We start from the raw sequence: 15,909 nt of genomic DNA, 5'->3' as shown, positions 1-15,909 counted from the left end.
CACCGGTCGGCGGATCCGGGCGCTGGGTGCCGCCGGACATCCGACCGCATCCCAGCGACGGATGCGGGGTGCCGGTCACGCAAAGACCTCATACACCCCGCAGGTATGCTCCCGCGCGCGCAGCAGCTGCGGCCGCATCGGCGGCCCGGTCTGCGGCGGCTTCGTTGAGGCTCTCGCCGCTGGTCAGCAGGCGGTAGTAGAGGGGGGCGGAGACGGCGCGGATCACCTCGTGGACATCGGTGTCCTCAGGCACCTCGCCCCGGTCGATGGCCTGCTGAACGCACGGTGCCCACTCCTTGACGCGGATGTCGTAGAAGCGGTGCAGGGCCTCGGCCGTCTTCGCCTCGCAGGTGGCGGCCGCGATCACTGCCTTGAACAGGGCTCCCTGCCGCGGGTCGGCCAAGGTGCGCTGCACGAGCCGGGCGTTGGCCTTGAGATCACCGAGCAGCGAGCCGGTCTCGGTGCGCGGCAGTGACTGTTCGGCCATGTCTACCAGCAGGTCGGCCACCAGGCGGGTCACGGTTCCCCAGCGGCGGTAGACGGTGGTCTTGCCCACTTCGGCACGGCGCGCGATGTCGGCGAGGTCCAGGTGGGTAAAGCCGTGCTCCGCCAAGGCGTCACCAGTCGCCTGCAGCACCGCCGCCCGCACCCGCGCCGTGCGCCCTCCGGGACGGACGGTTCCCGGATCCGCTCCCTCAGACCCCATAAAGGGACTCCAGTTTCGTTAGTGGCGTACGCCTGCTACGTTGAGAGGCAAGCTAACGGAACTCTAGAACCATTAGCCAGGTTGGACAACGAGAGAGGAGCAGCCATGGAATACAGGCGACTGGGGGCATCCGGCCTCAAGGTTCCCGCACTGAGCCTCGGCGCGGGCACCTTCGGCGGCCAAGGACCGCTGTTCGGTGCCTGGGGCAACACCGATGCGCAAGAAGCACGCCGCCTTGTGGACATCTGTGTCGACGCTGGGATCACGATGTTCGACACCGCCGACGTCTACTCCAGCGGCGCCTCCGAGGAGGTGCTGGGCGAAGCGATCAGGGGCCGCAGGGATCAGGTGATCGTGTCCACCAAGACCAGCCTGCCGATGGGCGACGGCCCAGGAGAGGCGGGCTCCTCCCGTTCGCGTCTGATCACCGCATGCGAGGACGCCCTGCGCCGGCTGGGCACCGACTACATCGACCTGTTCCAGCTGCACGCCTTCGACGCCGGCACACCGATCGAGGAAGTCCTGTCCACACTCGACACTCTCGTACGAGCAGGAAAGGTCCGCTACCTCGGCATCTCCAACTTCTCCGGGTGGCAGGCGATGAAGTCCCTTGCGGTCGCGGAGAGGTACGGCCACCCGCGCTACGCCGCACATCAGGTCTACTACTCCCTCATCGGCCGCGACTACGAATGGGAGCTGATGCCCCTCGGGCTGGATCAGGGCCTCGGAGCCCTCGTCTGGAGCCCTCTCGGCTGGGGACGGCTCACCGGGAAAGTCCGCCGCGACCAGCCGCTGCCGGCCAATAGCCGACTGCACCACACCGCGGACTACGGCCCGCCGGTCGAAGACGAACACCTCTACCGCGTGGTCGACGCCCTCGACGAGATTGCGCAGGAGACCGGCAAAACCATTCCGCAAATCGCCATCAACTGGCTGCTGCAGCGTCCGACCGTCTCCTCCGTCATCATCGGCGCCCGTAACGAGCAGCAGCTTCGGCAGAACCTCGGCGCCGTCGGCTGGACGCTCACGCCCGACCAGATGGCGAAACTCGATGCCGTGAGCAGCAAGACGGCGCCCTACCCGTACTTTCCCTACCAGCGCCAGGAAGGCTTCGCCCGTCTCAACCCAGCAGTTGTCGGGCCTCCGCCTGCTGTATGACATCGGCATCAAGTAGCTGGACTGCAGCCGCGCCTCCATGTCCGCCAACTCGGCGCCCACGTGGACCACGGACAGTGGCCACGAGACCTCACACCGAGGAATGCGCGACAGCCGATTACGCGAGGCCCCGGTTTCATGGCCCGCGATCAGGGCGTCGAGGTGGGTCAACTGGCCTTCGTCGTCAAGGTCGTTGGCGTGCCACCACTTCCGCAGCCGGTCATCGGCGTCCGTCGAGCCGGAACCCTTCTGCGCCCAACTGCTGTTCGAGCGCGTCGACATACATGGCTAGCCAGTCGACCACTGTCGACAGCTGTTGCATCTCCCGCGGGCGAGCGAGGCCGATGGACGCGGGCCGTACTCGGCCCTCGTAACGGCGGTCGAGGCGGGCACGGGTGTTGGCTCCGCTGGTTCAGCATGCGGTCGAGCCCGGCCATCGCGGTGGCATGGTCGAGGCGAAGGTCGAGCCCGAGTGTTCGATGCGGCCACTTTCAGGGATGGACCAGTGGGTTCAGGGGACTTGCTGCGCCAGCTTCGAGAAGCTGGCGCGCGGAGTCCCGTAGCAGATGACGGCGGGGAGAAATCCGGTCGACAGGCGAGTGCGCGACGCACTGTGATGGCCCTGACTGCCCGCCGTACGGAGTGGGCCGACTTCAGGAGCTGCTCTTGGCAACCGAGAGGAAACCGGACGCCCGCCCGGCAATCGACGCCACGTTGGTCAGGCGCCTGGTCGATACTCAGTTCCCGCAGTGGGCCGGGCTCCCTCTGCGGCTGCTCGACCCGGCCGGCTCGGACCATGTGATTCACCGGCTGGGCGAGGAGCTGTCCGTCCGGCTGCCCCGCCATGCCGGCGCCATCGGGCAGGCCAGGAAGGAGTCCGAGTGGCTGCCCCGGCTCGCCCCGCACCTGCCCCTGGCCGTCCCTGTCCCGGTAGCGGTGGGGGAACCCGACTTCGGCTACCCGTGGCCATGGTCGGTCTCCCGCTGGCTGGACGGCGAGGTGGCGACCGTCGAGGCACTGGCCGACTCGTACGAGGCTGCCGTCGAACTCGCCGGGTTCCTGACCGCCCTCCAACGGTTCGCACCCGAGGGGATCCCGGCCGAGGGAGCCCGCGACGATCTCACCGTCCGGTCACTGGTCGCACGGGACCGGGCGACACGGGCCGCCCTCGCGGAGGTCGACGGCGCGTTCGACACCGCGGCCATGACCGAACTGTGGGACGCGGCGATCAGCGCCCCCGCATGGGATCGCCCGCCGGTCTGGTTCCACGGCGACTTCCACACCGGCAACCTGCTGACCGCGGGCGGCCGCCTCAGCGCGGTCATCGACTTCGGCGAGCTCGGCATCGGCGACCCGGCCTGCGACCTGACCATCGCCTTCACCCTGATGTCGGCCGGGCCCCGGGCTGCCTTCCGCGCCGCGCTCGGCGTGGATGACGCCACCTGGGCCCGAGGCCGCGGCTGGGCCTTGGCCACGGCCCTGAACGCCCACATTTCCTACGCTGCTGTCGACTCCCGGGTCGCCGCGCAGACCACCCGTCAGATCACCGAGGCTCTCATCGGCTGATTCGGCCAATAGCGTTCCATCAGCAGGCAGCCCAACCAGGGCAGCAGTAACGAGATTGAGGGAAGAAAACGGCATGAAGTACACCAGGCTGGGCTCGACAGGGCTGAAGGTTTCGCGGGTCTGTCTCGGCATGATGAGCTACGGCGATCCCGCCCGGCGCGCGTGGTTCCTGGACGAGGAGGCGGCCGAGCCCATCGTGCGTCGGGCTGCGGAGGCCGGGGTGACGTTCTTCGACACCGCGGACATGTACTCGCGCGGCGTGAGTGAGGAGATCACCGGGCGGCTGCTCGACAAGTTCTTCCCCCACCGTGACGACTACGTGCTCGCCACGAAGATCTACTTCCCGATGGGCTCCGGACTCAACGACGGTGGCCTGTCACGCAAGCACGTCCTGTCCGGCATCGATGCCTCGCTGCGGCGGCTGCGGACCGACCACGTGGATCTGTACCAGATCCACCGGTGGGACTACGAGACGCCGATCGAGGAGACCATGGAGGCGCTGCACGACGTGGTGCGCTCCGGCAAGGCTCGCTACATCGGCGCGTCCAGCATGTTCGCCTGGCAGTTCGCCAAGGCCCAGCACGTCGCGGAGACGCACGGCTGGACGAAGTTCGTGTCGATGCAGAACCACTACAACCTGGCCTACCGCGAGGAGGAGCGCGAGATGATCCCGCTCTGCCTCGACCAGGGAGTGGGCTGCATCCCGTGGAGCCCGCTGGCGCGCGGGCTGCTCGCCGGTTCCCGCGAACGCGGCGGCAAGCAGCTCACGGTCCGCGCGGGCAGCGACCAGTACTCCGAGAAACTGTACGGGGACGCCGACTTCGACGTGGTCGACGCGGTGCGCGAGGTCGCCGCTGAGCGGGGGCTGCCGCCCGCGCAGATCGCCCTGGCGTGGCTGCTCGGCAAGCCTGCGATCAGCGCACCGGTCGTGGGCGCGACCAAGCTGAACCATCTGGACGACGCGGTCGCGGCGGTGGAGGTGTCTCTGAGCGAGGAGGAGATCGCCCGCCTGGAGGCCCCGTACCAGCCCCACCGAGTCCTCGGCCACTCCTGACGTGACCGCCTGTCAGCATCGGTGACTGCTCCCGTGGACCGCCTGCGGCCAGGGCCATCCGCGGCGGCCAGGCCGCTCAGCTCCGGCCCCTACTGCTGGGGCGCAGCGGGTCGGTTTTGGCGGCGACGGCCCGCGCCGGGACGAGCACGGCGAGCAGCACGGCGGAGGCAAGCACGCCCCTGTTCCACCCACCCTGCCCCAAGATGCTGCGGCGTCACGCTCCGTCCTGCTTCCTTGTCTCGGACCGGCGTTCGGCCCAGTGCTCGACCTCGGCGCCGTACTCGCCGTCCAGCGCCTTGTCGCGGATCTCCTGGCGCGCGTCACGCAGTGCGTCGCCCTCAAGTCCGCGCAACTGCTTGAGGTCGTCGCGCAGTTCCTCAGGCAACGTCTGGAAGCGCTGCTGGGCCTCGACGGCCCGGAACTGCACCCGGGCGCCATACTCACCGGCCAGCGCGTCCCGCCAGATACGTTCCGCTGCCTCACCCCGCTGCCGCGGCTCCATGGTGCGCAGTTGTCGCAGGTCGGCCCGCAGCTCCATCGGCAGCCAACCGGGCAAAGGGCGCGGCTGAGCGTCGGCAAGGGCGAGAGGATCCGCGCCGGCGAGTAGGACCGCGGAGGTGTCCACAGTGGCCGAGGTGGCGCTGGTCGATCCCGAGGACGCCGCCCACACCAGCGCAGTCGTTGCGGCGGCGGTCGCGATAGCCAGCGTGGTCATCCGGGTCCGGCGGGATACGGCGGTGGCGATGCTGTTCACGAGGTCCTCCCGTTCCTCCATGGATTTGGGCCCCAGCCTGTCGACGGCGTACGAGCGGAAGGTTCGGCGAATGTTCGGGCGCTGTAAGGATCGGCGGCGGGCGTGCTCCGCCGCTGCGGCCCTGGGTAGCATCGGTGGCATCCCCGGTGCCCCGGGACGGCCCCCGCGTCCCCGGGGTGCGAGGAGAGAAGCACATGCCGGAGAACACGGGCCCGGAGAGCAGAGGACCTGAGAGCAAGGGGCTCGTCCTGGTCGTCGAGGACGAGCGGCACATCGCCGACCTGGAGCGCCGCTACCTGGCCCGGGAGGGTTTCGGTGTCCACGTCGAGATCGACGGCGACGGCGCCCTGGCCGCCGCCCGCAGGATGCGCCCGGTGGCGATCGTGCTGGACATCACCCTGCCCGGCATGGACGGCATCCAGGTCTGCCGTCGGCTGCGTGAGGAGGGCGACTGGACCCCCGTCGTGTTCGTGACCGCCCGCGACGAGGTGACCGACCGCATCCTCGGCCTGGAACTCGGCGCCGACGACTACCTCACCAAGCCCTTTGCCCCCCATGAACTCGTCGCCCGCGTCAAGAGTCTGTTGCGCCGCGCCCAGGGCCCGCAGCGCAACCCGGTGTGCAGGCTGGGGCGGCTCACCCTCGACACCGGTCGGCGCACCCTGCAGGTGGACAACGACCCGGTGGAGCTGACGACCACCGAGTTCAACCTGCTCGCCTATCTGATGGGTCACCCCGGGCAGGTGTTCTCCCGAGAACAGCTGCTCGCGCAGGTCTGGGGCTACGCGGGCTACCGAGACACCCGCGTGATGGACGTCTACGTCTCGCAGCTGCGGGCCAAGCTCGGCGACGCCAGCCCGATCCGTACCGTCCGCGGGGTCGGGTACGGCGTCAGCGACACCGGCCGATGACCACCGCACGCCGCCACGGCTCCCTGGCCGTGAACCTGGTCCTGCTCACCACCTCTGTGGCAGCGGTGGCCGTTGTACTCACCGGGCTGTTCGCCTGGCGGATGATCCGTACGAACGCCGAGGCCCAGGGACGCGAACAGCTCTCCCGTCAGGCCGAGATCCTGGCCCGAACGCCTCCCCTGGCCTCCGTGCTGCTGGGCCGCGAGCAGCGGATCGCCGGCCCGAGCGGCACCGCGCTCGCCCTCGTCCGGCCCTCCGGCAAGGTGGATGGTCCGGCCGCGGCGGTCGTGGGCACCGACGCGCGCCGGACGCTGCTCGCGGGCGACGGCCTGTCCACGACCGCGACCCTCGACGGTCATGAGGTGCTGGTCGAGGGGGTTCCAGCACGCGACGGCGGCGGCCTGGTCCTCGCGCAGCCGATGAGTTCCGTCGACGAGGCCACCGACCGGATGCGCGGCGGCCTGGTGCTCCCTCTCACTCTGGGACTGACCGGCTCGGCCGTGGCCGGTGCGCTGCTGGCCAGGCGTCTGGCCAGACCGCTCACCTCGGCAGCCGCCACCGCCCACCGGCTGTCCGAGGGCGAGCGGGGACTCCGCGTCCCCACGGAGGGACCCGCCGAAGTGGCCGAACTGGCCGCCGCGCTCAACTCCCTCGACTCGGCGCTGGCCCACAGCGAGAACCGGCAGCGGGACTTCCTGATGTCCGTCTCCCACGAGATCCGCACCCCGCTGACCGCCGCACGCGGATACGCCGAGGCACTGGCCGACGAGGTGATCACGGGAGACGAGGTTCCCGAGACCGGTCGCATCCTGCGCTCCGAGATCCGGCGGCTGGAGCGGTTCGTGGGCGATCTGCTCGCCCTGGCCCGCCTCGAAGCCGACGACTTCCGGCTGGACAACACCGAGGTCGACCTGAACGCACTGGTCGCCGAGGCCGCGACCGCCTGGTCGGCCCGCTGCGCCCGCCACGACGTCGACTTCCGCCTCGAACGCCCACGGCACCCCCTGCCGGTCACCACCGACGGCTTCCGGGTACGCCAGCTCATCGACGGCCTCGCCGAGAACGCCCTGCGTGTCACCCCGGCGGGCCGCCCCCTCGTACTGGCCCTGTACCAGGACGACCCCGGAGCCCGGTTGGAGGTCCGCGACGGCGGTCCCGGCCTCACCGAGGAGGACATGGCCATCGCCTTCGAGCGCGGCACCCTCACTGACCGCTACAGCGGCATCCGGGCCGTCGGCAGCGGCCTCGGCCTGGCCATAGCCCATCGCCTGACCACCCGGCTCGGCGGCACGATCACCGCCCATGGGCCCGCCCCCGAAGGCGGCGCCTGCTTCACCGTCCGTCTGCCGCCCCGCCCCGGCACCATCCCGCCGGAGGCCCAGACCGGCGCCCCCGACACGCCCCGAACACGACGCTGACCTTGCGCCTGCATGCCCGGCGGCGTGATCACCTGGTCCCAACAGCGGGGGCGGCTCCACGGTCACCGTCTGCGCTGCTCCGGAAGGCCGAGACGGCGGCGCAGCCGCTTCGGACGCGCCACCGGTCGGCCGGACGCCGCAGGCCCTGCCCACTCGGAGGCGGGGCAGGGCCTGCGGGCAATCAGGACGTGCGGCAGGGCACGGACGCGATCACCTACGTTCTCGCCTCGCCCTTCGTCAGCAGCCACTCCTCGTGTACCGCGCCGAGCGGGATCTTCGTCTGGAAGATCGGCGTGCCGAAGATGGAGAGTTGGAGGTTGAGGGTTCCGGTGAGGTCGATGCCGCCGTACAGGGCCCAGGAGCCGGAGCCCGAGCCGGTGCCGTCCGCAGAGCCCTCAGCCGACGCGTCGGCCTCGGCGCGGAGGTACGGGGCGACGTCGGCCGTGACGCCGACCGTGCCGTAGAGGCCGATCGTCGCCTCGGCTCCCATCGCGGCCTTGACGTCGCCGGCGGCGGTGACCGTCGTCTTCAGCGGCTCACCGGCCATGTGGGACTCGCTCACGCCTTGCCAGCCCTTGGCCCAGGTGAAGTTGCCACCGACCTTGAAGTCACCCTTGAGGTCCTGTTCGACGTCGACCGTCACGCGGCCGTCGGCGTCCACCTGGAAGTAGCAGACGAGGTCCAGATTGACGACGATCGGGACCGGGCCGACCTGGATCACGGGGTCGGCGTGCAGTTCGGCGAAGGGAATACGGATCGGCTCGCCGTTGGTCGAGCCGGCCGCGCGGCCCTTCAGGGACCACTGGGAGGCCCAGTCGCCGGTCAGGCCCAGGAACGCGCCGCCGGGCGAGGAGCCCGAGCCGGATCCGGAACCGTCGTATGAGAAGGCGACCTCGGGGGCGAGCTGGACGAAGCCCTCGACGGACGCGGCGGCCGAGGCGGGGGCGCCCGCCGCGGTCTCCACCGAGGCGCCCACGTCGATGCGCAGGCTGCCCAGTGGGAGCTTCGCGCCCTCGGGGCCGACGGTGAGGTCGCCGGTCTTCGCCCAGGAGACCTTCACGCCCTGGACGAGCGGGTCGACCTCCATGGTGGACGGGTCGACGGGGACCGTGCCGTCCGCCTCGCTCTCACCCAGGACCGAGTTGAGTTCGGCAGGCTCCGTCTCGACCGTGGTACCGCCGTCGGCCGCCGTCTCGACGACCTCCGTGACCTTGGCGAGTACGCCGTCGGGGGCGCCGGGGGCCGGGGCGCTGGCTATGACGTCGCCGACGGCGACGGCGGCCTTCGGCTTCGTGCTGGAGTCCTGCGAGGTGTCCGCGTCCGGCGAAGCGCCGGAGTTCGCGTCCGGGGTCGCTTCGGACTCCGTGTCCGCGCCCGGGTCCTCGGAGGCCGTCTCCGACGGGGGCGCCGACGGTTTGGCGTCCGAGGCGGACGACGGTGCGGAGATGACCGCCCGGCCGCTCTTCCTGTCGTACGACGCGACCTTGAGCGCGGACTTCTTGGCCTTGTCCTGGTCGACCGCGTTCGCATCGGCCACGGCGGTGGGGGTGGCATCGCCGTCCGGGGCGGACACGACGGCGAGTTGTTCCTCGGCCGCCCCGGGCTCGGGGGTCTCGGCCGTCGTGGCGGCCGCCTTGTCGGCGGTAGAAGGGGAGTTGGTGGCGGAGCAGCCGGTGGTCAGCAGGGTCGCGACGGTGATTGCCGACAGGGCCGAAACCAGGGCATGTCTTCTGAGCTTGTGCACGCGTGAGTCCTCGGGAACGGTGACAGGGGGTGCGCTTCAGGAGGGATGAAAGGGACGAGAAATGACCGGGAGCTGCCAAAGCGAGATGGCACAGATCTCTCTGTCATCGATGCCAGAGAGTGATGACATCTGGCGGTGGAGGGTGTGCCGCGACGACACAGCTGTCCTCGGGACAGTGCGCACACGCCGGTTACCCTCCAGTAGCCGTGCATGAGCATGCCAGGCTTACGGGGGCTTCGCAGACCACTTCCCTCAGGTCCCGCCAGTGACGTGAGTCACATCGCCGTGGGTCAACTGCCGCCGCTTGTAGGGAAGTTGAGGAATTCGGCCATCGCCGCGTGCGGGCGATGAGGATGGGCCAGATGTACGCCGTGGCCCGCGTCCTTGACGACGGCGAGGTCGGTCCTGGTCGCGTACGACCAGGGTGGGGCAAGGGGGGTCGACCCGCTGAGGGTTGTACGCGGTTTCGGCCAACTCCTCGATCACGGCGAGCATCGTGGCGCGGTCGGCTCGGGGGTGCCAGCCGTCGGAGCGGCGTTCGAGGTTGCGGGATCGGCCGGCGTGACCGAAGAAGTCGGCTGCCCAAGAAAACGGACACCACCTCACGAACCGCACCCTGAGTGGGCATTTAGATATGACCTGCGGCGTTACGCCGCTGCATGAGTTTGAACGCCTTGGCCATGTCCTTCCGTGACGTGGCGTCGTATCGGGTCGAGCCCGCGATGTTCACGCTGAAGGGCCAGTAGCCGTAGTGGTGCACAGTGGCGATCAGGCGCTTGTCGTGCAGGGACTTGATGGTGGTGGCCAGGTCGTCGATCAGCACCATCGGCATCAGCTTCGCCTGGCGCTTCATGCGCTTCTCGCGGAGCCCACCGGTGGGCGATGCCGAGCTGGCTGAAGCACCTGCCGACCGGGTGTCGACACGCCTGCGGATCGCTCATGTGTACGCCACCAGAAGGGAGTTGTACGCTGCGAAGGTGGAGGGGGACACATATCGCTTTGGGGAGTACGAGCTGGACACGGCTCGTCATCAGCTCCGCCGGGCCGGCGAGCCGGTCCACGTCGAGCCCCGGGCCCTGAACCTGCTGTGCCACCTGGTCGAGCGCCGGGACCGGGTGGTGTCGAAGAACGAGCTGCTGGACGAGGTGTGGGGTGACCGCTTTGTCAGCGAGGCGGCCCTCACCACGGCGCTGCGGACCGTGCGGTTGGCCGTGGGCGACACCGGCAGCGAGCAGCGACTGATCCGCACGGTGCACCGGCGGGGATATCAGTTCGTGGCCCCGGTGACGGTGGTCGAGGCCGGTCCGCCCGCCGGGTCCGATCTGGGATCCGGCATTGAGGCGACAACAGCGGGTGGGTCGGATGGCACGGGACGTCAGACCATCCGGTTCTGCCGGGCCGACGACGGTACCCGCATCGCCTATGCCACCGTCGGCTCGGGCCCGCCGTTGCTCAAGGCGGCCAACTGGCTGACCCATCTCGACCTCGAGTGGATGAGCCCGGTGTGGTCGCACTGGCTGGGCGGTCTCGCCCGCAACCGCCAACTGGTCCGCTACGACGAGCGGGGTTGCGGCCTCTCGGACTGGGCCGTGCCCAGCTTCACGTTCGACGACTGGGTCGACGACCTCGAGAGCGTGGTCGAGGCCGCGGGGCTCGATCGCTTCCCTCTGCTCGGGGTGTCCCAGGGTGGTGCGGTGGCGGTCGCCTATGCCGCGCGCCGTCCCGAGCGGGTCAGCCGGCTGATCCTCGCCGGGGCGTACGCCCGAGGACGGCAGATCCGGGCACAGAACGAGACCGAGCGCGAGGAGGCGGACCTCGACCTGGATCTGGCCCGGGTGGGGTGGATCCACCAGGACCCCAGCTTCCTGCGGGTCTTCGCCTCCCAGTTCCTGCCCGAGGGCACGCCGGGGGACTGGGAGGAGTTCAGCGACTTCCAGCGGCGGACGACCTCGCCGGCCAACGGGGTTCGCTTCCTGGAGGAGTTCGCCCGGATCGACGTGTCCGACATCGCTCACCGGGTGGAGTGTCCGACGTTGATCATTCATTCGCGTGACGACGGGCGGGTGCCGGCCTCGCAGGCCAGTGAGCTGGCCGCTCTCATTCCCGACAGTCGGCTGGTCCTGCTCAAGAGCCGTAATCACCTGCTCACCGCGTTCGAGCCGGCCTGGGACGAGTTCCTGTCCCACATCGACGCCTTCCTGGCCGAGTGACCTCAGCGGCCGACAATCGGCCGGCTGCCGGCTGCCGGGTCCGGGTCAGGCCGTAGGCCGCCTGCGGGCCGAGGGCGCGGCGGGCATTTCGACCCCCGCTGGGGAGCGGCGGGCAGCCAGCAGCACCCGGAGGGCCATGGCCGGGGTCATCAGTGACTCCGGTCGAGCCAGCAGGTTCTGCACCCGTAGAGTCTGGCGGGCCACCGGGATGGAGGTGTGACAGGCCCCGAGCACCTTGTCGAGGTAGCGGTTGACGAGGCCGGTGCCGGTCGGCTCGGGCCCGCTGGTGCGCGGGTCGGCGAAGTCGGCCCCTGCTGCGATCTTCCACGGCACGTCGACCACCCTGGCGGCCCGCCGGTAGAAGTCACCCGCCAGCGCGGGTGAGGCGGGGCCGTGGCGTTCGACGGCCTGGCTCAGGGCCCGGGCCTGCAGGGCCGCCGACGACATCCCCTGCCAGTGGACGGGGTTGAGGCTGCAGATGGCATCCCCCAGCACCACGAACCCCGGCGGGGTCCGCTCCAGCCGCTCCACGCGGCGGCGCCGACTGGTGGGCATCCGATGGCTCAGGACCGGCGTGAAGGCATCGGCCCGGGCGAGGACGTCGGCGATCACGGGCGACGGCAGGGAGCGGGCGAAGTCCTCGTACTCGTCCGGCTCGGTCGGGGGCACATCACCGTGGAACGAGCCCACGGTGATGATCCACCGGTCGCCCTCCACCGGCACCATCATGCCCATGCGGTGACCGCGGGCCGGGTCGTCGACCACGAGGGCGAGGGTGCCGTCGAGATCGTCCGGCCGCCGCCGCACGATCCGGGTCCCGTAGGCCGTGTCGACGCGGACGGCCGAGACCTCGGGTGCCGGGAATCCCGCTTTGGCCAGCTGGTCGGGGAAACGGGTGTTGCGGCCGGAGCAGTCGACCACGAGCTCGGCCCGGTGCTCGGTTCCGTCGACCCGGACACCGGCCACGCGGTCGCCCTCCAGGATCAAGCGGTCCACCGCGGCCTCGTCGGTGAGGGACACGTTGGACCGTTGCCGCAAGAGCCGCTCGCGGACCGTGCTCTCCAGCAGGGGCCGGCTCATCGACACCGCGAGAAAGCCGAGGTCGGTCCGTACCCGGTAGGCGCCCGCCTGGTGCCACACCAGGTCCTTGGCGTCGAGAGGGACCGCACCTGCCTGCACCAGTTCGTCGACGAGACCCGGAAACCAGCCGTCCAGCAGTCGCTGGCCGCGGGCCAGCAGTACGTGGGCGTGACGTCCCTGGGGAACGCTCCTGCGCGTGACCGCGTCCTGCGGCAGGCGGTCCCGTTCCAGTACCGTCACCCGGTCGACATGGTCACTCAGGACCCGTGCGGTCACCAGACCCGCCATGCCCGCTCCGATGACTATGGCGGTGGTGCCGTTACGCTCCCTCATCTCTCACCTCTCTGGCTCGAACCCGGGCCAAGGTGGCCCCGGGCCCGTTCGATCATCGGGCCCGTCACCAGGCCAGGACTTGGTGGAAATCTGAGGCTTTCCTGAGGGGGAGCTGAGGGCGGCCGGAAGCCGGCCCGTGGCGGACCCGAAAGCCATCGTGAAGCGATCACGAGGCCGAGCTCGGGAGTGGTCAGCGCTTCCGGCGTGGGGCCGGAGTGAACGGGAGGCGATGTCGGCGACGTTCGCATGTACGCCGACAGACGACGGTGTGTGGGCGTGCACCGGCATCGACGTGCGCAGCCGTACACCCGTCGGCGTGGCCCGGTTCATCAACCAACGGCAGCCCACACACAACCAGGCCGGGCCCGAGCACGCCACCAGCTCCGCCGGCCGCGGCGACCGGCCCGAGCCGACCTGGATCGACCACCTGAACGCCTTGGACGGGAACCGCTTCGCCGATCCGGCCCGCCGGATCTGAGGGCGGCGCCCTCAGAACCCCCTCAGGGAAGCCTCAGACCTCCACCAAGTCCTGGCCTGGTGGCGGGCCCGATGCTTGAACGGTGCCGGGCCGAGGAGCAGTCGTACGGACATCGCCCCCAGCCCGGCCTTCACCTCAGACGCGAGACACAAGAGAGAAGGACACACCATGCGACTCGACAACACCAGGACGTCCGGCCAGATCCGGACTCGGCGGGGGCTGGCGCTGCTGATCGCGACGGGGGCCGGGCTGGGCTCCCTGCTGCTGGGAACGATTCCCGCGCACGCCAACGCCACCACCAAGCACGTCGCGTCGGACGGCCAGTCGGTCGAATTCAAGACGAGCGACAGCAGCAAGCGCGTGCGCGGCGACATCACGTTCACCGTGAAGGCGGACGGCAACTGGAAGATCGACGCGAAGGCGACCAACCCGCGCCCCGCGGGCCGCAACGTCCACTGGATCTGCGACCTGTCGTGGGACGCGTCGGACGTCAGGCACTCGACCGGGACGAAGTGGGTGCCCCGCAAGTCGACCCGCACCCTCACCGCGGAGGCGTACGACCCCTTCATCCAGGCGGACTTCGCCACCATCGTCGCCCGCGGGACGGCCGACTGCGACATCGTCATCGGCTAGCCGGACCGAGCTCCGTCAAACCGTGACCTGCGCGAACGATGACCGCGTCACACGCGCTCTTCCCGAACCATTCGTGCAGGCCCACGGGCTCACGGACCCGGCAAGACCGTCGACAACCATGACGGAACGGCCTTCCGACGTGAGGGAGCCCCGCCAGAAGACTACTGAAGATCTTGTTGAAGGGCCGTCCGGAAGCCGGGCGGCCCTTCGCGCCATCCGTCAGCGCGCGATCTCAAGGACGCGCCGGTCTTCCACACGGGCAGGGACGTTACCGCAGGCGGCGCGATGGGTGCCCCGACAGCCGCAGACGGTTGGTGCACCAGCCCGTTGACGTCCCTGAGCGTCTTCTCCAGGAAGGCTTCGGCTTCGCCTCGTCCCCTGCGCGCGGCGCCGCCGTGGTACCTCTCCCGGCTGTCGAGCACGAGCGCGGAGTACGACTGGCGAAATCCAAGCGCCGGCCGCTCCACCGACCGTGCCGCCGTCCACGCCGCGGGGCGCGAACTCCACTTACCGGAGCGGGTATCGGTTGTTGGCGCACATGCACTCGCAACCGGTTCGGGGACCGGTGCGCACCCTCCCGTCGTCGGACGCGTCCCGTCTGCCGGTTACTCGGAGAGGAAGTTGTCGAGGTGGGAGAGGAAGGTGGGCCAGGCCGGGTCGGCGGCGGTGAACAGGTGGTTGCGGCTTTCGAGGAGGATCAGCCGGCTGTCGGGGATGAGAGTGGCCAGTTCCAGGGCCTGTGCGACGGGGACTCGCGCGTCGTCGCGGGAGTGGATGATCAGCGTGGGGCAGGTCACCTGGTGGGCGATGCCGGAGACGTCGATGCGGGTGAACTCTTCGAGGAAGCGGAGACCGTTGGCAGGCGAGGTCGTCTGGCGTTGGTAGGCGGCGAACGCGTCCCATTCCGCGGGTGTGGCGTCGGCGAGGAACTGGGAGGCGAAGAAGCGCAGGAAACTGCTGTCATGGGAGCGCCATCCGGCGCGGGCGATGTTCAGGTCGACCTGAGCGGCATCGCGCTCGGCGTCGTCGGCGGCTCGGATCTGCCGTCCCCGGGCGTAGGCCGCGGTGAGGACCAGTCGGCTGACCCGCTCGGGACGGCGCGCGGCGTAGGCGACTGCCACCGCGCCGCCCTGTGACACCCCGATCAGGGGGAAGCGGTCGAGGCCTGCGGCATCGACCACGGAGTCGAGGTCGTCGACCAGGTCGTCGAGGGTGAAGCTGGGCACGGTCCATTCGGAGAGGCCGCAGCCCCGCTCGTCGTAGCGGATGAGCTGCCGGCCGCGGGTGAGACCGTCGAACCAGTGCGCCCACATCGGGGTGGTCCGGTCGAGGTCGAGGTGGGTCAGCCAGTTGGCGGTCTTCACCAACGGCGGGCCTTCGCCGGTGGTGGCGTAGGCGATGCGGGTACCGTCGGCGGACCGGCAGAACCGGATGACCTCGCGGTCCGCCTCTGCCGCTGCCGTAACGGCGGGGACGGTGGGCAGAGTGGTGGAGGCCACCGTCACGCGCGCGACGAACTGATAGCCGCGCTCGCGCACCGTGCGAATGAACTGCTGTCGCGTGGCGTTGTCACCGATCGCGAGGCGGGCGGTGCGTAGCCAGGTGGTGAGCGCGGCCTCGCCGACCGGGCGTCCGCGCCTCACCGTGTGGAGAAGCTCCTCCTTGGGCACGACGCGGTCGCGGTGCTCGACGAGGTGGCAGAGCAGATCCACGGCTTGAGGTTCGGTAGGGACCGGCTGCCCGTCACGGCTGAGCCGACGGCGATCCGTGTCCAACTCGTACTGTCCGAAAGAGTAAACCGCGCCGCCCACAACCATGACTGTATAGCGTTTGTTCGATTCTGAGGGCGTCGAACGTCCGATCCCGA

General features: G+C 69.9%; 14 protein-coding genes. 8 read left to right on the top strand and 6 right to left on the bottom strand.

All coding sequences use genetic code 11. The features are described 5' to 3' along the window. Positions 1 to 88: 88 nt before the first annotated feature. Positions 89 to 706, bottom strand: a complete 618-nt coding sequence (locus OHT21_RS11500; protein WP_328768177.1) for a TetR/AcrR family transcriptional regulator — start codon at positions 704 to 706, stop codon at positions 89 to 91. 105 nt (positions 707 to 811) lie between these two features. Here OHT21_RS11500 and OHT21_RS11495 point away from each other — a divergent pair, with 105 nt between their 5' ends. The 3 genes from OHT21_RS11495 (at position 812) to OHT21_RS11485 (ending at position 4,481) form a co-directional block, all read left to right on the top strand. Then, positions 812 to 1,864: an aldo/keto reductase gene (locus tag OHT21_RS11495; protein ID WP_328768176.1), complete on the top strand. Its 1,053-nt coding sequence runs from the start codon at positions 812 to 814 to the stop codon at positions 1,862 to 1,864. Positions 1,865 to 2,527: 663 nt separating this feature from the next. Then, positions 2,528 to 3,427, top strand: coding sequence for an aminoglycoside phosphotransferase family protein (locus tag OHT21_RS11490; protein WP_328768175.1), 900 nt, complete (start codon positions 2,528 to 2,530; stop codon positions 3,425 to 3,427). A gap of 73 nt (positions 3,428 to 3,500) precedes the next feature. Then, positions 3,501 to 4,481 carry an aldo/keto reductase gene (locus tag OHT21_RS11485; RefSeq protein ID WP_328768174.1) on the top strand — a complete coding sequence of 327 codons (981 nt, stop codon included), beginning with the start codon at positions 3,501 to 3,503 and terminating at the stop codon, positions 4,479 to 4,481. Positions 4,482 to 4,695: 214 nt separating this feature from the next. On the opposite strand, the gene OHT21_RS11480 is transcribed toward OHT21_RS11485, so the two are convergent. Beyond that, on the bottom strand, positions 4,696 to 5,235 hold the full coding sequence (locus OHT21_RS11480; RefSeq protein ID WP_328768173.1) for a hypothetical protein: 540 nt from the start codon (positions 5,233 to 5,235) through the stop codon (positions 4,696 to 4,698). Positions 5,236 to 5,429: 194 nt separating this feature from the next. On the opposite strand from OHT21_RS11480, the gene OHT21_RS11475 reads away from it, so the two are divergent. Together OHT21_RS11475 and OHT21_RS11470 are read left to right on the top strand one after the other, a co-directional pair. After that, a complete protein-coding gene (locus OHT21_RS11475; protein WP_328768172.1) occupies positions 5,430 to 6,146 on the top strand; it encodes a response regulator transcription factor in 717 nt (238 codons plus the stop codon). Further along, positions 6,143 to 7,564 (top strand): sensor histidine kinase, encoded by a 1,422-nt coding sequence (locus tag OHT21_RS11470; RefSeq protein ID WP_328768171.1) that lies wholly within the window; start codon positions 6,143 to 6,145, stop codon positions 7,562 to 7,564. The genes OHT21_RS11475 and OHT21_RS11470 overlap by 4 nt, the downstream gene beginning before the upstream one ends. Before the next feature lie 214 nt (positions 7,565 to 7,778). On the opposite strand, the gene OHT21_RS11465 is transcribed toward OHT21_RS11470, so the two are convergent. After that, positions 7,779 to 9,308 carry a hypothetical protein gene (locus tag OHT21_RS11465; protein WP_328768170.1) on the bottom strand — a complete coding sequence of 510 codons (1,530 nt, stop codon included), beginning with the start codon at positions 9,306 to 9,308 and terminating at the stop codon, positions 7,779 to 7,781. A 628-nt stretch (positions 9,309 to 9,936) separates the two neighbouring features. Beyond that, positions 9,937 to 10,161 carry a hypothetical protein gene (locus tag OHT21_RS11460; RefSeq protein WP_328768169.1) on the bottom strand — a complete coding sequence of 75 codons (225 nt, stop codon included), beginning with the start codon at positions 10,159 to 10,161 and terminating at the stop codon, positions 9,937 to 9,939. 22 nt (positions 10,162 to 10,183) lie between these two features. Between OHT21_RS11460 and OHT21_RS11455 the strand changes: the two genes are divergently transcribed. Then, positions 10,184 to 11,518 carry an alpha/beta fold hydrolase gene (locus OHT21_RS11455; protein ID WP_328768168.1) on the top strand — a complete coding sequence of 445 codons (1,335 nt, stop codon included), beginning with the start codon at positions 10,184 to 10,186 and terminating at the stop codon, positions 11,516 to 11,518. A gap of 45 nt (positions 11,519 to 11,563) precedes the next feature. Here OHT21_RS11455 and OHT21_RS11450 read toward each other — a convergent pair whose 3' ends face one another. Then, the gene (locus OHT21_RS11450; protein WP_328768167.1) at positions 11,564 to 12,931 is read right to left on the bottom strand and encodes an FAD-dependent oxidoreductase; all 1,368 of its coding nucleotides are present in this window, start codon (positions 12,929 to 12,931) and stop codon (positions 11,564 to 11,566) included. A 229-nt stretch (positions 12,932 to 13,160) separates the two neighbouring features. On the opposite strand from OHT21_RS11450, the gene OHT21_RS11445 reads away from it, so the two are divergent. Then, entirely contained in the window at positions 13,161 to 13,409 is a 249-nt protein-coding gene (locus OHT21_RS11445; protein ID WP_328768166.1) for a hypothetical protein, read from the top strand. Between the two features lie 168 nt (positions 13,410 to 13,577). Beyond that, positions 13,578 to 14,042 carry a hypothetical protein gene (locus tag OHT21_RS11440; RefSeq protein WP_328768165.1) on the top strand — a complete coding sequence of 155 codons (465 nt, stop codon included), beginning with the start codon at positions 13,578 to 13,580 and terminating at the stop codon, positions 14,040 to 14,042. A gap of 605 nt (positions 14,043 to 14,647) precedes the next feature. On the opposite strand, the gene OHT21_RS11435 is transcribed toward OHT21_RS11440, so the two are convergent. Beyond that, positions 14,648 to 15,859, bottom strand: a complete 1,212-nt coding sequence (locus tag OHT21_RS11435; RefSeq protein WP_328768164.1) for an alpha/beta fold hydrolase — start codon at positions 15,857 to 15,859, stop codon at positions 14,648 to 14,650. Positions 15,860 to 15,909 lie beyond the last annotated feature (50 nt).

The organism is Streptomyces sp. NBC_00286 (assembly GCF_036173125.1).
Classification (GTDB): Bacteria; Actinomycetota; Actinomycetes; order Streptomycetales; family Streptomycetaceae; genus Streptomyces.
This window is presented reverse-complemented; position numbering and strand designations above follow the sequence as displayed.

Excerpts from the sequence above, each read along its gene's own strand:
- OHT21_RS11500 (WP_328768177.1), bottom strand. The coding sequence starts at position 706 with ATGGGGTCTGAGGGAGCGGATCCGGGAACCGTCCGTCCCGGAGGGCGC.
- OHT21_RS11495 (WP_328768176.1), top strand. The coding sequence starts at position 812 with ATGGAATACAGGCGACTGGGGGCATCCGGCCTCAAGGTTCCCGCACTG.
- OHT21_RS11485 (WP_328768174.1), top strand. The coding sequence starts at position 3,501 with ATGAAGTACACCAGGCTGGGCTCGACAGGGCTGAAGGTTTCGCGGGTC.
- OHT21_RS11475 (WP_328768172.1), top strand. The coding sequence starts at position 5,430 with ATGCCGGAGAACACGGGCCCGGAGAGCAGAGGACCTGAGAGCAAGGGG.
- OHT21_RS11470 (WP_328768171.1), top strand. The coding sequence starts at position 6,143 with ATGACCACCGCACGCCGCCACGGCTCCCTGGCCGTGAACCTGGTCCTG.
- OHT21_RS11460 (WP_328768169.1), bottom strand. The coding sequence starts at position 10,161 with ATGAAGCGCCAGGCGAAGCTGATGCCGATGGTGCTGATCGACGACCTG.
- OHT21_RS11450 (WP_328768167.1), bottom strand. The coding sequence starts at position 12,931 with ATGAGGGAGCGTAACGGCACCACCGCCATAGTCATCGGAGCGGGCATG.
- OHT21_RS11445 (WP_328768166.1), top strand. The coding sequence starts at position 13,161 with ATGTCGGCGACGTTCGCATGTACGCCGACAGACGACGGTGTGTGGGCG.
- OHT21_RS11440 (WP_328768165.1), top strand. The coding sequence starts at position 13,578 with ATGCGACTCGACAACACCAGGACGTCCGGCCAGATCCGGACTCGGCGG.
- OHT21_RS11435 (WP_328768164.1), bottom strand. The coding sequence starts at position 15,859 with ATGGTTGTGGGCGGCGCGGTTTACTCTTTCGGACAGTACGAGTTGGAC.